The 16,624-nt window shown below is 61.3% G+C and carries 14 protein-coding genes; 5 read left to right on the plus strand and 9 right to left on the minus strand.

Features of this window, described 5'->3' with window-relative positions; all coding sequences use genetic code 11:
- Positions 1–127 precede the first annotated feature (127 nt).
- The 6 genes from cysG to HU715_RS12960 form a co-directional block, all read right to left on the minus strand.
- Positions 128–1,522: a siroheme synthase CysG gene (gene cysG, locus HU715_RS12935; protein WP_053123159.1), complete on the minus strand. Its 1,395-nt coding sequence runs from the start codon at positions 1,520–1,522 to the stop codon at positions 128–130.
- Positions 1,523–2,803 (minus strand): serine--tRNA ligase, encoded by a 1,281-nt coding sequence (gene serS, locus HU715_RS12940; protein WP_186710182.1) that lies wholly within the window; start codon positions 2,801–2,803, stop codon positions 1,523–1,525. It abuts the gene before it with no gap.
- Between the two features lie 15 nt (positions 2,804–2,818).
- The gene (gene crcB, locus HU715_RS12945) at positions 2,819–3,193 is read right to left on the minus strand and encodes a fluoride efflux transporter CrcB (protein WP_018608522.1); all 375 of its coding nucleotides are present in this window, start codon (positions 3,191–3,193) and stop codon (positions 2,819–2,821) included.
- Positions 3,190–4,515, minus strand: a complete 1,326-nt coding sequence (locus HU715_RS12950) for a replication-associated recombination protein A (protein WP_186710181.1) — start codon at positions 4,513–4,515, stop codon at positions 3,190–3,192. The genes crcB and HU715_RS12950 overlap by 4 nt, the downstream gene beginning before the upstream one ends.
- Before the next feature lie 152 nt (positions 4,516–4,667).
- Positions 4,668–5,291 (minus strand): outer membrane lipoprotein periplasmic chaperone LolA, encoded by a 624-nt coding sequence (gene lolA, locus HU715_RS12955; protein ID WP_186710180.1) that lies wholly within the window; start codon positions 5,289–5,291, stop codon positions 4,668–4,670.
- Between the two features lie 58 nt (positions 5,292–5,349).
- The gene (locus HU715_RS12960) at positions 5,350–7,755 is read right to left on the minus strand and encodes a DNA translocase FtsK (protein ID WP_186710172.1); all 2,406 of its coding nucleotides are present in this window, start codon (positions 7,753–7,755) and stop codon (positions 5,350–5,352) included.
- 319 nt (positions 7,756–8,074) lie between these two features.
- Between HU715_RS12960 and trxB the strand changes: the two genes are divergently transcribed.
- From trxB to infA, 4 genes are all read left to right on the plus strand, one after another.
- Positions 8,075–9,034: a thioredoxin-disulfide reductase gene (gene trxB, locus HU715_RS12965; RefSeq protein ID WP_186710171.1), complete on the plus strand. Its 960-nt coding sequence runs from the start codon at positions 8,075–8,077 to the stop codon at positions 9,032–9,034.
- Positions 9,035–9,110: 76 nt separating this feature from the next.
- Positions 9,111–9,791: a leucyl/phenylalanyl-tRNA--protein transferase gene (gene aat / locus HU715_RS12970; RefSeq protein ID WP_186710169.1), complete on the plus strand. Its 681-nt coding sequence runs from the start codon at positions 9,111–9,113 to the stop codon at positions 9,789–9,791.
- A gap of 57 nt (positions 9,792–9,848) precedes the next feature.
- Positions 9,849–10,556: an arginyltransferase gene (locus HU715_RS12975; protein ID WP_186710162.1), complete on the plus strand. Its 708-nt coding sequence runs from the start codon at positions 9,849–9,851 to the stop codon at positions 10,554–10,556.
- Positions 10,557–10,678: 122 nt separating this feature from the next.
- Positions 10,679–10,897, plus strand: coding sequence for a translation initiation factor IF-1 (infA, locus tag HU715_RS12980; RefSeq protein WP_002553999.1), 219 nt, complete (start codon positions 10,679–10,681; stop codon positions 10,895–10,897).
- A 747-nt stretch (positions 10,898–11,644) separates the two neighbouring features.
- Here infA and clpA read toward each other — a convergent pair.
- Positions 11,645–13,915: an ATP-dependent Clp protease ATP-binding subunit ClpA gene (gene clpA, locus HU715_RS12985; protein ID WP_024616766.1), complete on the minus strand. Its 2,271-nt coding sequence runs from the start codon at positions 13,913–13,915 to the stop codon at positions 11,645–11,647.
- 29 nt (positions 13,916–13,944) lie between these two features.
- A complete protein-coding gene (clpS, locus tag HU715_RS12990) occupies positions 13,945–14,307 on the minus strand; it encodes an ATP-dependent Clp protease adapter ClpS (protein WP_186709774.1) in 363 nt (120 codons plus the stop codon).
- Positions 14,308–14,534: 227 nt separating this feature from the next.
- Here clpS and HU715_RS12995 point away from each other — a divergent pair, with 227 nt between their 5' ends.
- On the plus strand, positions 14,535–14,810 hold the full coding sequence (locus HU715_RS12995) for a cold shock domain-containing protein (protein ID WP_275957405.1): 276 nt from the start codon (positions 14,535–14,537) through the stop codon (positions 14,808–14,810).
- A gap of 80 nt (positions 14,811–14,890) precedes the next feature.
- On the opposite strand, the gene icd is transcribed toward HU715_RS12995, so the two are convergent.
- Entirely contained in the window at positions 14,891–16,147 is a 1,257-nt protein-coding gene (icd, locus tag HU715_RS13000; RefSeq protein WP_053123183.1) for an NADP-dependent isocitrate dehydrogenase, read from the minus strand.
- Positions 16,148–16,624: the final 477 nt, after the last annotated feature.

Here is a 16,624-nt window from a genome sequence, read left to right on the forward strand (position 1 = left end):
TGTTGCAGTTGAGGGCCTCTTCGCGAGCAAGCCCGCTCCCACACTGGATTGGCGTTGGCCTTGATTCTTCGGCTGAACGCGATCAAATGTGGGAGCGGGCTTGCTCGCGAAGGGCGCGACGCGGTCTTCAGACCTGCCCCTGAGCCCCTTCAAACCAAGCCAACTTCTCACGCAACTGCACCACTTCCCCAACAATCACCAACGTCGGCGCATGCACCTCATGCTCGGCCACCAGACGCGGCAAATCCGCCAACGTGCCGGTAAAAACCCGTTGGTTGGACGTCGTACCCTGCTGAATCAACGCCGCTGGCGTGTCCGCCGCACGGCCGTGCTTGATCAGCTCGTTGCAGATCATCGGCAAGCCAACCAAACCCATGTAGAACACCAGCGTCTGCGCCGGGGACACCAGGTCGGCCCACGGCAGATCGCTGGTGCCGTCCTTGAGATGGCCGGTGATGAAACGCACCGACTGGGCGTAGTCGCGATGGGTCAGCGGGATCCCGGCGTAGGCCGCGCAACCACTGGCGGCGGTGATGCCTGGGACGACCTGGAACGGGATGCCATGGGCCGCCAGTTCCTCGATCTCTTCCCCGCCACGGCCGAAAATGAACGGATCACCGCCCTTCAACCGCACCACACGCTTGCCCTGGCGGGCCAGGTCGACCAATTGCTGGTTGATCTGGTCCTGGGGCACGGCATGGTCGGCGCGGCGCTTGCCGACGTAGATGCGCTCGGCGTCGCGCCGGCACAGTTCCAGGATCGCCGGGGCCACCAGGCGGTCGTACAACACCACGTCCGCCTGCTGCATCAGGCGCAAGGCGCGGAAGGTCAGCAGGTCCGGATCACCCGGCCCGGCCCCCACCAGATAGACTTCGCCCGGCGCGTTCGGCGCCTGGCCGTCGATCTTTTCCCGCAGCAAGCGCTCGGCCTCGCCGCCCTGCCCGGCCAACTGACGGTCGGCGATGGGGCCTTGGAACACTTCTTCCCAAAATGCCCGGCGCTGCTGGACATCGGGGAACAAACCTTTGACCTGATTGCGGAAACGCGCCGCCAGCCCCGCCAGTTGCCCGTAAGTCGAAGGAATCCAGGTTTCCAGCTTGGCCCGGATTAGCCGCGCCAGCACCGGCGCATCGCCGCCACTGGACACCGCAATCACTAATGGGGAGCGGTCGACGATGGCCGGAAAGATCACGCTGCACAGGGCCGGCGCGTCCACCACGTTGACCGGCACGCAACGCTTGTGAGCGTCGGCCGAGACCTGGGCATTGAGCGGTTCGTCGTCGGTGGCGGCAATGATCAGCCCGCAACCGTCCAGATCCGTCTCCAGGTAACCGCGCTGGACACACTCGCCGCCGCTGCCACTGACCAGTTCCCGCAACTGCGGTTCGATGTCGGGTGCGACCACCCGCAGCAACGCGCCGGCATCGGCCAGCAGGCGGGACTTGCGCAAGGCAATTTCCCCGCCGCCGACCACCAGCACGCGGCTGCCGCGCAGGTTGTGGAACAGTGGCAGATAGTCCATTTAGCCGATGACCTCGATGCCGCCCATGTAGGGTTTCAACACCTCGGGCACCCGGATCGAACCGTCGGCCTGCTGGTAGTTTTCCAGCACGGCCACCAGGGTACGCCCTACCGCCAGGCCGGAGCCGTTGAGGGTGTGGACCAGTTCCGGCTTGCCGGTTTCCGGGTTGCGGAAGCGCGCCTGCATGCGGCGGGCCTGGAAGTCGCCACAGTTGGAGCACGACGAAATCTCGCGGTACTTGTCCTGGCTCGGGATCCAGACTTCCAGGTCATAGGTCTTCACCGCGCTGAAGCCCATGTCGCCGGTGCACAGCGCCAGGGTGCGATACGGCAGTTCCAGCAGTTGCAGGACTTTCTCGGCGTTGGCGGTCAGGCTTTCCAGGGCTTCCATGGACTTCGAAGGTTCGACGACCTGGACCATCTCGACCTTGTCGAACTGGTGCTGGCGGATCATGCCACGGGTGTCGCGGCCCGACGCCCCGGCTTCGCTGCGGAAGCACGGCGTATGGGCAACGAACTTGATCGGCAGTTGCTTGGCGTCGACGATCTCGCCAGCGACGATGTTGGTCAACGAGACTTCGGCGGTCGGGATCAGGTAGAGGTCGGCCTCGCCGTCGCGGCTGATCTTGAACAGGTCTTCCTCGAACTTCGGCAACTGGCCGGTGCCTTGCAGCGCCGGGGCCTGGACCAGGTACGGCGTGTAGGCTTCCTCGTAGCCGTGCTCGGTCACGTGCAGGTTGATCATGAACTGTGCCAGGGCCCGATGCAGACGGGCGATCGGCCCGCGCAGCAAGGCGAAACGCGCGCCCGACAGCTTGGCGGCGGTTTCGAAATCGAGCCAGCCGAACTTCTCGCCCAATGCCACGTGGTCCTGCACCGGGAAATCGAAGGTGGTCGGCGTGCCCCAACGGCGCACTTCGACGTTGCCGTCTTCGTCTTCACCGACCGGCACCGATTCGTGAGGCAGGTTCGGGATGCCCAGCAGGATTGAATCCAGCTCGGTCTGGATCGCGTCCAGCTCGACCTTGCCCGCGCTCAATTCGCCCGCCATGCGCTCGACATCGGCCATCAGCGGCGCGATGTCTTCGCCACGCTGCTTGGCCTGACCGATGGACTTGGAGCGCGCGTTACGTTCAGCCTGCAGGGCTTCGGTGCGGGTCTGGACGGTCTTGCGCTGTTCTTCCAGCGCTTCGATGCGCGCGACATTCAGGGTGAAGCCACGGGAAGCCAGGCGGTCCGCTACGTCCTGAAGGTTGCTACGTAACAGTTTGGAATCGAGCATGTCGGTCTCTCGTTATCAAAGTTTGGTCAAGGACAGGCCGGCCCACGTGGCGAGCAGCCCGCCGAATACGCTGATGGCCGCATAGCCCAGGGCCAGCGGCACCTGCCCGCTTTCCAGCAGGCGCACCGTATCCAGTGAAAAGGATGAAAAAGTCGTCAGGCCGCCGAGAAAGCCAACCATCAGCCCGGCCCGCACCTCGATGGGCACTTCCGGGCGAATCAAAAACAGACCGTATAGAACGCCGATCAGCAGACAGCCCACGATATTAACGGCCAGCGTCGCGGTATAGAAGTGCCGCGGCCAATTTGCGTTGATCCAGTTGCCCGTGGCGAAACGCAACAAGGTGCCGGCAACGCCGCCAGCGGAAACGGCCAGTATCAAGGGGATCAAGGTTTTCTCCGCTGCCGTGGACTCAGACGGTCCAGTTGCGCCAGGTGGTTGAGCTTCTCGCCGATCTTCAGCTCAAGGCCCCGGGGCACCGGCTGGTAGAAGCGCTGGGGGTCGAGTTCATCGGGAAAATAGTCTTCGCCAGCCGCATAGGCGTCCGGCTCGTCATGGGCGTAACGGTATTCATCGCCATAGCCCAACTGCTTCATAAGCTTGGTTGGCGCGTTGCGCAGGTGCAGCGGCACTTCGAGGGAGCCGTGTTCGGTAGCGCTGCGCATCGCGGCCTTGAAGCCCATGTACACGGCGTTGCTCTTCGGCGCGCAGGCCAGGTAGGTGATGGCCTGGGCCACGGCGAGTTCGCCCTCCGGGCTGCCGAGGCGCTCTTGCACGTCCCACGCCGCCAGGCACAGGCTCAGGGCCCGCGGGTCGGCATTGCCGATGTCTTCGCTGGCCATGCGCACCACGCGCCGCGCCAGGTACAGCGGATCGCAGCCGCCGTCGATCATCCGCGCAAACCAGTACAGGGCACCGTCAGGATTGGAGCCGCGTACCGATTTGTGCAGCGCCGAAATCTGGTCGTAGAACGCCTCGCCGCCCTTATCGAAACGCCGGCGGGTATCGCCCAGCAGGCTTTGCAACAGCTCGACGCCAATCTCGCTGTCGTCTTCGGCCAGGTCCGAGGCGTTTTCCAACAGATTGAGTAAGCGTCGACCGTCGCCATCGGCGGCGGAAAACAGGATCTGGAAGCCTTCATCGCTGAGGCTCAAATGCCGCTTGCCCAGGCCGCGCTCCTCGGTCAGCGCCCGATGCACCAGCTTGCGCATCGCCGTTTCGTCGAGGCTCTTGAGCACATAGACCCGTGCCCGCGACAGCAACGCGTTGTTGAGTTCGAACGAGGGGTTTTCGGTGGTGGCACCGATGAAAATCAGCGTGCCGTCTTCGACGTAGGGCAGGAACGCGTCCTGCTGGGACTTGTTGAACCGGTGCACCTCGTCGACGAACAGGATCGTGCGCTTGCCGTACTGCCCGGCCTGCTGCTTGGCGACTTCCACCGCCTGGCGGATTTCCTTGACCCCGGCCAGCACCGCCGACACCGTTTCGAAGTGCGCGTCCGAGACTTCCGCCAGCAGCCGCGCCAGGGTGGTCTTGCCCACGCCCGGCGGGCCCCAGAAGATCATCGAGTGCAGGGCGCCCTGCTCCAGGGCCTCGCGCAGCGGCTTGCCGCGGGCGAGTACATGCTCCTGGCCGACGTACTCATCCAGGTTGGTCGCGCGCAGGCGGGCGGCCAATGGCTGGGCAATCGGGGCGCTTCGAAACAGGTCCATCACTACTTATGCAACCTCCACTGGGGTCCTGTTGCCGAGATTCCTTGTGGGAGCGGGCTTGCTCGCGAATGCGGTGTATCAATCGACATTATTGTTAACTGAAACACCGCATTCGCGAGCAAGCCCGCTCCCACATACAAGGTTCCGGCAGGTTATTCCTGAATCACATCGGCACCCTTGGGGATGTCGAACTTGAACTTGGACGCGGCAATCGGCTCATTCGCCTTGACCCCGGTGAACAGGATATTGGTGCGCTGGCCGACACTGTCGATCAACTGCATGTCGTTGACCAGGCCATTGCGGAACGACAGGCGCAGGCTGTCGAACAGGCTGTCCTTGGTCTTGGGCTTGAGGGTGAAGTCAATCACGCCACCGGCCTCCTTGGAGGTGATGTCGAAGCTCTGGCTGATCTCGGAAATGTCACCGGAGAGCAACAGCGCCGGGGTCTGGGTCAGGCGCTGGTCGAGGGTCTTGATGGTGACCTGCTCCAGGTCCGGGTCCCACAGGGAGACTTTCTTGCCATCGGAGACCATCAGCTGTTCGGCTGGCGCATCGGTGTGCCAGTAGAACAGGCCCGGACGCTGCAGGGCCATGTCGCCGGCGGTTTCCTGCAACTGGGTGCCGCTGCCATCGAGGGTCAGCTGGGAGAAACGTGCGGTCAGGGTCTGGGAGCCACCCAGCAACTGGGTCAGGCGAGCCACGTCCTTTTCGCCGGCGTGGGCCGACAAAGTAGACAAGGCCAGTACGGGCAATAGCAGCATGCGAATCAGGCGCATGGGAGTCCTCATGAAGTCGTGGGGGGGCGGGCGGCGCTTCAGCAGGCCGCCCGGGTCATTAGTCGCGCATCGGGCCCGGCGCCAGTACTTCGCGCGAACCGTTGGTATTCATGGCCGTCACCACCCCGGCCATTTCCATGGCTTCGATCATGCGGGCGGCGCGGTTGTAGCCAATCTTCAGCTTGCGCTGTACGGCGGAAATCGAGGCCCGACGGCTTTCCAGGACGAACTGCACCGCTTCGTCATAGAGCGCATCGGTTTCAGCATCGTCGTCACCGCCACCACTGCTGCCTTCGAAACCGCTGCCGGCTTCTTCGACACCGTTGAGGATGTCGTCGTTGTATTCAGGAGCGCCGCGCAGTTTCCAGGCTTCCACCACGCGGTGCACTTCGTCGTCGGAGACGAACGCGCCGTGCACACGGATCGGCAGGCTGGTGCCGGGCGGCATGTAGAGCATGTCACCGTGACCCAGCAATTGCTCGGCGCCACCCTGGTCGATGATGGTCCGCGAGTCGATCTTGCTCGACACCTGGAACGCCATGCGGGTCGGAATGTTGGCCTTGATCAGGCCGGTGATCACATCCACCGACGGCCGCTGCGTGGCGAGGATCAGGTGGATACCGGCCGCACGGGCCTTCTGGGCGATACGGGCGATCAGCTCTTCGACCTTCTTGCCGACGATCATCATCATGTCGGCGAATTCGTCCACCACCACCACGATGGTCGGCAGCTTGTGCAGCAGCGGCGCTTCGTCGTGGATGCTCTCGCGGTGATACAACGGGTCAGTCAATGGCGTACCGGCCTCTTCGGCCTCCTTGACCTTGGCGTTGAAGCCCGACAGGTTGCGCACGCCCATCTTCGCCATCAGCTTGTAGCGGCGCTCCATCTCGGCGACGCTCCAGCGCAAGGCGTTGGCGGCGTCCTTCATGTCGGTGACCACTGGGCATAGCAAGTGCGGGATGCCTTCGTAGATCGACAATTCGAGCATTTTCGGGTCGATCATGATCAGCTTGGCGTCTTCCGGGCCGGACTTGAACAGGATCGACAGGATCATCGCGTTCACCCCCACCGACTTACCGGAACCGGTGGTACCGGCCACCAGCAGGTGGGGCATCTTCGCCAGGTCGGTGATGACCGGCTTGCCGCCGATGTCGTGGCCCAGGGCCAGGGTGACCGGCGACTTGTGGTTGTCATACTCAGGCGTCGACAGCACTTCGGAGAAGCGCACGATCTGCCGGTCTTCGTTGGGAATCTCGATGCCCACGGTGGTCTTGCCGGGAATCACTTCCACCACCCGCACGCTGGTCACGGCCAGGGAACGCGCCAGGTCCTTCGCCAGGTTGGCGATGCGGCTGACCTTCACGCCAGCGGCCGGCTGGATTTCGTAACGGGTAATCACCGGGCCCGGATGGATCGAGTCCACCGAGACCTCAACGCCGAACTCCTTGAGCTTGATCTCCAGCAAGTGGCCGACGGCCGCCAGGGATTCAGGGGAATAATTGAGCTGCTTCTTCTCGGCCGGGTCGAGGATCGAGATCGGCGGCAAGGTGCCTTCCACCGCGCTGTCGACGAACAGCGGCGCCTGTTTCTCTTTCTGCACGCGCTTGCTCTGCTCCGGCGGCTTGGGTGGGGCCATGGTAATGACCGGCGGCACCTGTTTTTCGCGCTCGGACATGTGCTTGCTCAACGCCTGCTCACGCTCGATCAGGCGTTCCTTGACCTTGGCCTGCTCGCGTTTGTCCGGTGTGGTCGGGGCCACCACGTCGTGGACGCGGTCGTCGACTTCACGCAGTTGCGCCACCAGTTGCTTGCGCTCGGTGCGCGCCGCCCACCAGCGGTTGACGGCGCCCTGGATCAGTTCGATCAGGTCGAGGGTGATCTTGCCGGTGACGTCCATGACCTTGAACCAGGACAGGTCGGTGAACACCGTCAGGCCGAACAGGAACAGGGCAATGAACAACAACGTGCTGCCCTGGATGTTCAGGGCGTTCCTGGCCAGGTCGCCGAGGCTTTCCCCCAGGGCGCCGCCCGCCCCGGCCGGCAAGCCGGTGGGCGCATGGAAATGGATATGGGCCAGCGCGGCCCCCGACAGCACCAGGAACACCAGGCCGATCAGGCGCCAGGAGAACAGCCAGCCGCTCCACTGCCACGGCTCGTGGCGCTGACGGAAGATCTGGTAGGCCTTGATCGCCAGCAGCAGCGGGAAAATGTAGGCGAAATAGCCCAGCACCATGAACAGGATGTCGGCGCTGTAGGAGCCGGCCGGACCGCCGAAATTCTGCACATCGTCGATCTTGCTGTTATGGCTCCAGCCCGGATCGTCCTTGCCGTAGGTCAGCAAGGCCATCATCAGGAACAGGCACAGGGCGCCGATGGCGATCAACGCACCTTCCTTGAGCCGGTAGTGCAATTGCTGGCGCCAGAGCGGAACGACTGGTTTGGGTGCTGCGGTGGATTTCTTCAAAACGCTTCTTTTCCTGCGCCAATGGCGCGTCCATCTGTTGAATGACTATAAAAAACTGCCCATGACGAGCAGGTAAAAAAGTGAATGTGCACAACCGGTACTACTTTTACCACTGTGAGGTGCATCCAGAAAACTGCCGGCGCGGCGGAAAATTTTGATCTTTGGGTCACCCTGCGTTCAAAACCCATGCATTGTACGGGTTTGTCGACGCCAAGGCATTGGCCGCGCGCTGGGTAGCAACATAGCCGGACTCAAGGTGCACACGCGTCAATTGGACCATGCATTCTCTTTTGTGACAAAGGCTTATGAGGTGTTTTTTATGAGCGAAGTGAAGCATTCACGCCTGATCATTCTGGGTTCCGGCCCTGCGGGGTACAGCGCCGCTGTCTATGCCGCCCGCGCCAACCTCAAACCCGTTGTCATAACCGGCATACAGGCCGGTGGCCAGCTCACCACCACCGTGGAAGTCGACAACTGGCCCGGCGATGTCGAAGGCCTGACCGGCCCGGTATTGATGGAGCGCATGCAACGGCACGCCGAGCGTTTCGACACGCAGATCGTCTACGACCATGTCCACACCGCCAAGTTGCAGCAGCGCCCGTTCGAATTGATCGGCGACAGCGGCACCTACACCTGTGATGCGCTGATCATTGCCACCGGCGCCTCGGCCCAGTACCTGGGACTGCCCTCGGAAGAAAGCTTCGCCGGCAAAGGGGTTTCCGCCTGTGCGACGTGCGATGGTTTTTTCTATCGCAACCAGGTGGTGGCGGTGGTTGGCGGCGGCAACACCGCGGTCGAGGAAGCCCTGTACCTGTCGAACATCGCCCGAGAAGTGCACCTGGTCCACCGCCGCGACAAGCTGCGCGCCGAGAAAATCCTCCAGGACAAACTCTTCGAAAAGGCCAGCAGCGGCAATATCAAGCTGCACTGGAACCAGAACCTGGATGAAGTCCTGGGCGACGCCAGCGGCGTGACCGGCGCGCGCCTGCGACACAGCGAGAGCGGTGAAACCAGCACCCTGTCTCTGGCCGGGGTGTTCATTGCCATCGGCCACAAACCCAACACCGATCTGTTCCAGGGCCAGTTGGCGATGCGCGACGGCTACCTGCTCGTGCGCGGCGGCAGCGAAGGCAACGCCACCGCGACCGATATCGAAGGCGTATTCGCCGCTGGCGACGTGGCCGACCATGTCTATCGCCAGGCGATTACCTCCGCCGGCGCCGGCTGCATGGCCGCGCTCGACGCGGAGAAGTATCTCGATGACATCCCGGCCGTTTGACGGTTAACCTTCCCGGCGGGTGCTCGTGACGGACGAGCCCCGTCACCCGCCCTCCCCTTCTACAAGCCGGACACTCATGCTGACCTGGTTACAACGCAACAGCTTCGAATTTCCGCCACTGGCAAAAGCCATGCGCGATCCCAACGGGTTATTGGCGGCCGGTGGCGATCTGTCGGCCGACCGGCTGATCCAGGCCTATCGCCACGGCTGCTTCCCCTGGTTTTCCGAGGGGCAACCGATCCTGTGGTGGTCGCCAGACCCCCGCACGGTGTTATTTCCCGACGAACTGCACATCTCCCGCAGCCTGGGCAAGCTGTTGCGCAAGCAGCGTTATGAAGTGACGTTCGACCAGGATTTTGCCGCGGTTATCCAGGCCTGCGCCGCGCCACGGGACTACGCCGACGGCACCTGGATCACCGAGGCCATGCAAACCGCTTATCTGGAACTGCATCGGCGCGGCTTCGCCCACTCGGTGGAAGTCTGGGACCAAGGGGCGTTGGTGGGCGGCCTGTATGGCTTGGCCATGGGCCAGCTGTTTTTTGGCGAATCCATGTTCAGCCGGGCCGACAATGCGTCGAAATTCGGCTTCGCCATGTTGGTCCAACACCTCAAGGCCGCCGGTTTCGTGCTGATCGACTGTCAGATGCCCACCGAGCACCTGCACAGCCTCGGCGCCCGCTCGATCCCGCGTACGCGGTTCGCCGAGTATCTGGAGGCGCACCTGGACCAACCCAACCGTGCGACTTGGGTTTGCTGAGCGACATCCGCGCTCCTGGCTTACAATTAGATTTAAAGCTCATCCGAGGGTTGATTCATGACCGAGTTGGCGCGTTTGAAGTTCTATGCCACTCAGCCCCACTCTTGCAGTTACCTGCCGGAGGAGCAGGCCACGACGCTGTTCCTCGACCCTAGCCAGCCCATGGATGTGCATGTCTACGCAGACCTGTCGGAAATGGGCTTTCGTCGTAGCGGCGACCACCTTTACCGGCCCCACTGCCAACATTGCAACGCCTGCGTCCCGGCGCGGATCCCCGTGGCGCAGTTTTTGCCCAATCGCCAGCAGAAGCGCATTTTCAAGCGCAACGCCGACCTTCAGGTCCGCCCGGCCAAGCCGCAGTTCACCGAGGAATACTTCGACCTGTACCAGCGCTACATCGAACAACGTCATGCCGATGGCGACATGTACCCGCCCAGCCGGGATCAGTTCTCGACCTTCCTGGTGCGTGACCTGCCGTTTTCCCGCTTTTATGAGTTCCGCCTCGAGGGGCGACTGGTCGCCATCGCTGTCACCGACCTGCTGCCCAACGGCCTTTCAGCGGTGTACACCTTCTATGAGCCCGAAGAGGAACGGCGCAGCCTGGGGCGCTTTGCCATTCTCTGGCAAATCAACGAAGCGCGGCGCCTGGGGCTGGAAGCGGTGTACCTGGGCTACTGGATCAAGAACTGCAAGAAAATGAACTACAAGACCCAATATCGGCCTATCGAATTGCTGGTTAACCAGCGGTGGGTTGTCCTGAGTTAGCCCCCTTCGGCTTAAAAGCTAGAACCCCTTGGCTTGCCCCCCCTTTTTCGGGCACAATGCACGCCGCTTTTGCCTGGCGCAGTTGCACCGGGCCATTCACTGGATACCGAGGGCTTTACTGCATGTCGAAAGAAGACAGCTTCGAAATGGAAGGCACTGTCGTCGACACCCTGCCCAACACCATGTTTCGTGTGGAGTTGGAAAATGGGCACGTCGTAACCGCGCATATCTCCGGCAAGATGCGCAAGAACTACATTCGTATTCTTACCGGTGACAAAGTGCGCGTCGAGCTGACGCCCTATGACTTGAGCAAAGGGCGCATCACTTACCGCGCTCGCTAACAAGTCAATACAAGACGCCCGGCTGATGCCGGGCGTTTTTGTTTGTGGGAGCCAAGCTTGCTCGCGATAGCGGAGTATCAGCCAATATCAATGTCGACCGGACCGACGCCATCGCGAGCAAGCTCGGCTCCCACAGGGTCTTGGGGCGAAACCCAATCTGTGCCTTGCCCAAGACAAACTGTGGGAGCGGGCCTGCTCGCGATAGCGGAGCGTCAGTCAACATCAATGTCGACCGGACCGACGCCATCGCGAGCAAGCTCGGCTCCCACAGGGTATTGGGGCGAAACCTAATCTTGTGCTTCGCCCAAGACAAACTGTGGGAGCGAGCCTGCTCGCGATAGCGGAGCGTCAGCCAATATCAATGTCGACCGGACCGACGCCATCGCGAGCAAGCTCGGCTCCCACAGGGTATTGGGGCGAAACCTAATCTTGTGCCCTGCCCAAGACACACTGTGGGAGCGAGCCTGCTCGCGATAGCGGAGCGTCAGTCAACATCAATGTCGACCGGACCGACGCCATCGCGAGCAAGCTCGGCTCCCACAGGGTATTGGGGCGAAACCTAATCTTGTGCCTTGCCCAAGACAAACTGTGGGAGCGGGCTTGCTCGCGAAGGCGGTGGTCAGCTTGCATAGATGTTGAATGTGCAACTGCATTCGCGAGCAAGCCCGCTCCCACAGGAAGTCGGCGTATTTCTGAAGCCAGCAAAAAGGCGCCTTTCGGCGCCTTTTGCTTTATTGCAGCTAACGATCAGGCCATTTCGGCCGTGGTTTCGAAGTCGAAGGTCAGCTCGCCGTCCTTGATGTCGATGTGAACCACACCGCCATGCTCGGCCAGCTCGCCAAAGAGGATCTCCTCCGCCAGCGGACGCTTGATCTTGTCCTGGATCAAGCGAGCCATCGGCCGCGCCCCCATCGTCACGTCGTAACCACCTTCCGCCAGCCAGCTGCGGGCCGCGTCGGTGACCTCCAGCAACACACGCTTGTCTTCGAGCTGGGCCTGAAGTTCAGTAAGGAACTTGTCCACCACGCTCTTGATGACTTCATGGCTGAGGCGACCAAACTGGATGATGGTGTCCAGGCGGTTGCGGAACTCAGGCGTGAAGCTCTTCTTGATCACTTCCATCGCATCGGACGAGTGGTCCTGATGGGTGAAACCGATCGAAGCGCGAGCCGCGGTTTCGGCACCGGCGTTCGTGGTCATGATGACGATCACGTTACGGAAGTCCGCCTTGCGCCCGTTGTTATCGGTCAGCGTACCGTGGTCCATGACCTGCAGGAGCAGGTTGAAGACTTCCGGATGCGCCTTCTCGATTTCGTCGAGCAACAATACGCAGTGCGGTTGCTTGGTGATGGCTTCGGTCAACAGGCCGCCCTGGTCGAAACCGACATAACCCGGAGGCGCACCGATCAGACGCGATACGGTGTGGCGCTCCATGTACTCGGACATGTCGAAGCGCACCAGCTCGATGCCCATCGCCTTGGCCAGCTGCCGTGCCGCCTCGGTCTTGCCGACACCGGTAGGACCGGCAAACAGGAACGAACCGACCGGCTTGTCCGGCGACTTGAGACCGGCACGGGACAGCTTGATGGCGGTCGACAGCGAGTCGATGGCCGCATCCTGGCCGAACACCGTCAGCTTCAGGTCACGCTCCAGGTTACGCAGCAGTTCCTTGTCGGAACTGGTGACGTGCTTGGGCGGAATACGCGCGATTTTCGCGACGATGTCCTCGACCTGCGGCACTTCGATGCGCTTGACCCGCTTCTCCACGGGTTGCAGGCGCTGATAGGCACCCGCTTCGTCGATGACGTCGATGGCCTTGTCCGGCATGTGCCGGTCATTGATGTAGCGCGAGGCCAGTTCAGCCGCCGCGCGCAGGGCTTCATCGCTGTATTCGATGTTGTGGTGCAGCTCGAAACGCCCCTTCAGGCCGCGCAGGATGCCAATGGTGTCTTCCACCGAAGGCTCCGACACATCGACCTTCTGGAAACGCCGGGCCAGGGCACGGTCTTTCTCGAAGATCCCGCGGAATTCCTGGAACGTGGTCGAGCCGATGCAACGGATATCACCCGACGACAACAGCGGCTTGAGCAAGTTGGACGCATCCATGACCCCGCCCGACGCGGCCCCGGCACCAATAATGGTGTGGATTTCGTCGATGAACAGGATCGCCTGCGGACGTTTTTTCAGTTCGCCGAGCAACGCCTTGAAGCGCTTCTCGAAATCGCCGCGGTATTTGGTACCGGCCAGCAAGGCCCCCAGGTCGAGGGAATACACCACGCTGTTGGCCAGCAGGTCCGGCACCTGGTTGTCGACAATGCGCTTGGCCAGGCCTTCGGCAATCGCGGTCTTGCCCACGCCCGCCTCGCCCACCAGCAACGGGTTGTTCTTGCGACGCCGGGCCAGGATCTGGGCCACGCGCTCGACTTCCGCCTCGCGCCCGACCAGCGGATCGATACGTCCCTGGCGCGCCAGTTCGTTCAGGTTGCTGGCATAGGCATCCAACGGGTTGCCTGAAGAAGAAGACTCACCGCCCTCGTCGTCCTGCATATCCTGCTCACCCTCGGAATGATCGCCATGCCCCGGCACCTTGGAGATGCCATGGGCGATGTAGTTGACGACATCGATACGCGCAACGCTCTGCTGCTTGAGCAGGAACACCGCCTGGCTTTCCTGCTCGCTGAAAATCGCAACCAGCACGTTGGCGCCGGTGACTTCACGCTTGCCCGAGCTCTGCACATGAAAGACAGCACGTTGCAGGACACGCTGGAAGCCCAGGGTTGGCTGGGTTTCGCGATCCTCGTCATGCACGGGGATCAATGGCGTGGTGGAGTCGATGAACTCCTGCAGATCATGCTTGAGTTTATCGAGGTTCGCGCCGCAGGCACGCAAAACGGTGGCGGCAGCCTCGTTATCCAATAGGGCCAGCAGCAGGTGCTCGACGGTCATGAATTCATGACGCTTCGAACGAGCCTCCTTGAAGGCAAGATTGAGGGTGACTTCGAGCTCGCGGTTTAACATAGCTTCACCTCATACCCAAGTGGTCGGCGTTAACCGTCCTTCTCGATTTCACAGAGTAGCGGATGCTGGCTTTCCCGGGCGTACTGGTTGACCTGCATGGCCTTAGTCTCGGCGATGTCGCGGGTAAACACTCCACATACTGCCCGTCCCTCTGTATGGACGGCCAGCATGACCTTGGTCGCCAGCTCCCGATTCAGGTTAAAAAACACCTCGAGCACTTCGACGACGAAATCCATCGGTGTGTAGTCATCGTTGAACAAAACCACCTTGTACATCGGTGGCGCCTGTAATGTCGGCTTTGCTTCCTGAACAGCAATGCCTGCGGAATCGTCGTCGTGTAGATCCGGGCGATCCTGATTGAATGTTAGTCGAATCTGGCTGACTGCATGCATGGAAAGAAAGGTTCGTTTAGTTGGCGAATACAGTGATGGGGGCGCTTGTGGGCGATTTCAACCACGACCACCGGAGCCACCTTGACTATCGGGAAATCGGTGTTACAACCAATAGAGCCCATCGTGGGTTAAAAAGGTCCGTGGAATCTATCCTGATAACAAGATTAGCCTGCGGATGGACTGGATGATACTCCAGTGATGGAGTGCGTTGCAGAGGGAAATGGCTTATGTCGGGCGTCAAGATGAAGGGTAAGGTGAAATGGTTCAATAATGCCAAGGGTTACGGTTTCATTCTCGCTGACGGCAGGGATAACGAAGACCTGTTCGCCCATTATTCGGCGATCGAGATGGAAGGCTACAAGACCCTGAAGGCAGGGCAACCCGTGATGTTCAACGTCATCCAGGGCCCCAGGGGCCTGCATGCGGTCGACATCAAGGTTGTCCCTGTCGAAGACGCACCCGCACCCGCCCCTGTCAGTTTCAGGGTCACCGAGACGCACTGACCGCCAGTCGCCTCCCCGCCCGAATGAAAATGCCCGACTCGATCACTCGAGCCGGGCATTCGCGCTGAGGGCCGATTCGCTTACATGTGCGAAATCAGGGCATCACCGAAGCCCGAGGACGACACCAGCTTGGCACCCTCCATCAAGCGTTCGAAGTCATAGGTCACGGTCTTGGCCGAAATCGCGCCATTGGTGCCCTTGATGATCAGGTCGGCCGCTTCGGTCCAACCCATGTGACGCAGCATCATTTCCGCCGACAGGATCAGCGAACCCGGGTTGACCTGGTCCTTGCCAGCGTACTTGGGCGCGGTACCGTGGGTGGCCTCGAACATCGCCACGGTGTCGGACAGGTTGGCGCCCGGCGCGATGCCGATGCCGCCCACTTCCGCCGCCAGGGCGTCGGACAGGTAGTCACCGTTCAGGTTCAGGGTGGCGATCACGTCATATTCAGCTGGACGCAACAGGATCTGCTGCAACATCGCATCGGCGATGGCGTCCTTGACGATGACGTTCTTGCCGGTCCGCGGGTTCTTGAACTGCATCCACGGCCCACCGTCGAGCAGGGTCGCGCCGAATTCCTCGGCCGCCACTTCGTAGGCCCATTCCTTGAAGGCACCTTCGGTGAACTTCATGATGTTGCCTTTGTGCACGATGGTCAGCGAATCGCGATCGTTATCGACCACATATTGCAGGGCCTTGCGAGCCAGGCGCTTGGTGCCCTGCTTGGAAACCGGCTTGACGCCGATGCCGCAATCCTCATCGAAGCGGATCTTGGTCACGCCCATTTCTTCTTTCAGGAACTTGATGACCTTGGTGGCCTCGGCCGAACCGGCCTTCCACTCGATACCCGCGTAGATGTCCTCGGAGTTCTCACGGAAGATTGTCATGTCCACGTCGCCAGGCTTCTTGACCGGGCTTGGCACGCCTTCGAACCAGCGCACCGGGCGCAGGCAGACATACAGGTCGAGCTGCTGGCGCAGGGCTACGTTCAACGAACGGATACCGCCACCAACCGGCGTGGTCAGCGGGCCCTTGATGGACACCACGTAGTCCTTGACCGCATCCAGGGTTTCCTGGGGCAGCCAGGTGTCCTGGTCGTAGACCTGGGTCGCTTTCTCACCGGCATAGACTTCCATCCAGGAAATCTTGCGCTTGCCGCCATAGGCCTTCTGAACCGCAGCGTCCACAACCTTGATCATGACCGGACTAATATCGACGCCAATGCCGTCGCCTTCGATGAAGGGGATGATCGGGTTGTCGGGAACATTAAGAGAATGGTCTGCATTGACGGTGATTTTGTCACCGACGGCTGGAACCTGAATCTTTTGATACCCCATGCTGAACTCCATTGCTTGGATTGAACATCTGGCTGCGTTCGAGCGTACCCCAGTTGAATCGGCACGCAAACCCTACGTTAGGCCCATCCGTGGCAAAGCCTTGCACTTGGCCGTGTACAAGCCTGAAAACCAAGGGAAAAGCGCCAAACATGAGCATAGTCCGCCCCAGGAGTACTGCGACGTTTAGACCAATGGACGTGTACGGAAGTCTATGAACCATCGGCAGATCGCCAGCTACCTATGTATAATGCCGCCGCTGACCACAGGGTCACGACGGCTGATGGCTCTATTACGAGACTTTCCGCCATTTTGAAAGCCGGACCGTTACCGCGGCCCGACCGCTTGACGCTCGACTGATGCACCCAACATCACCGCGAAGAAACCTCGACATTCGGCTCACGGATGACTTTGAACGAACGCGCTTACCCGGCGCCCCTCGAGTTTCTGCGCATGCTTTAGCAAAGAAGAGAGTTAATC

The sequence above is a fragment of the Pseudomonas zanjanensis genome, from assembly GCF_014268745.2.
Classification (GTDB): Bacteria; Pseudomonadota; Gammaproteobacteria; order Pseudomonadales; family Pseudomonadaceae; genus Aquipseudomonas; species Aquipseudomonas zanjanensis.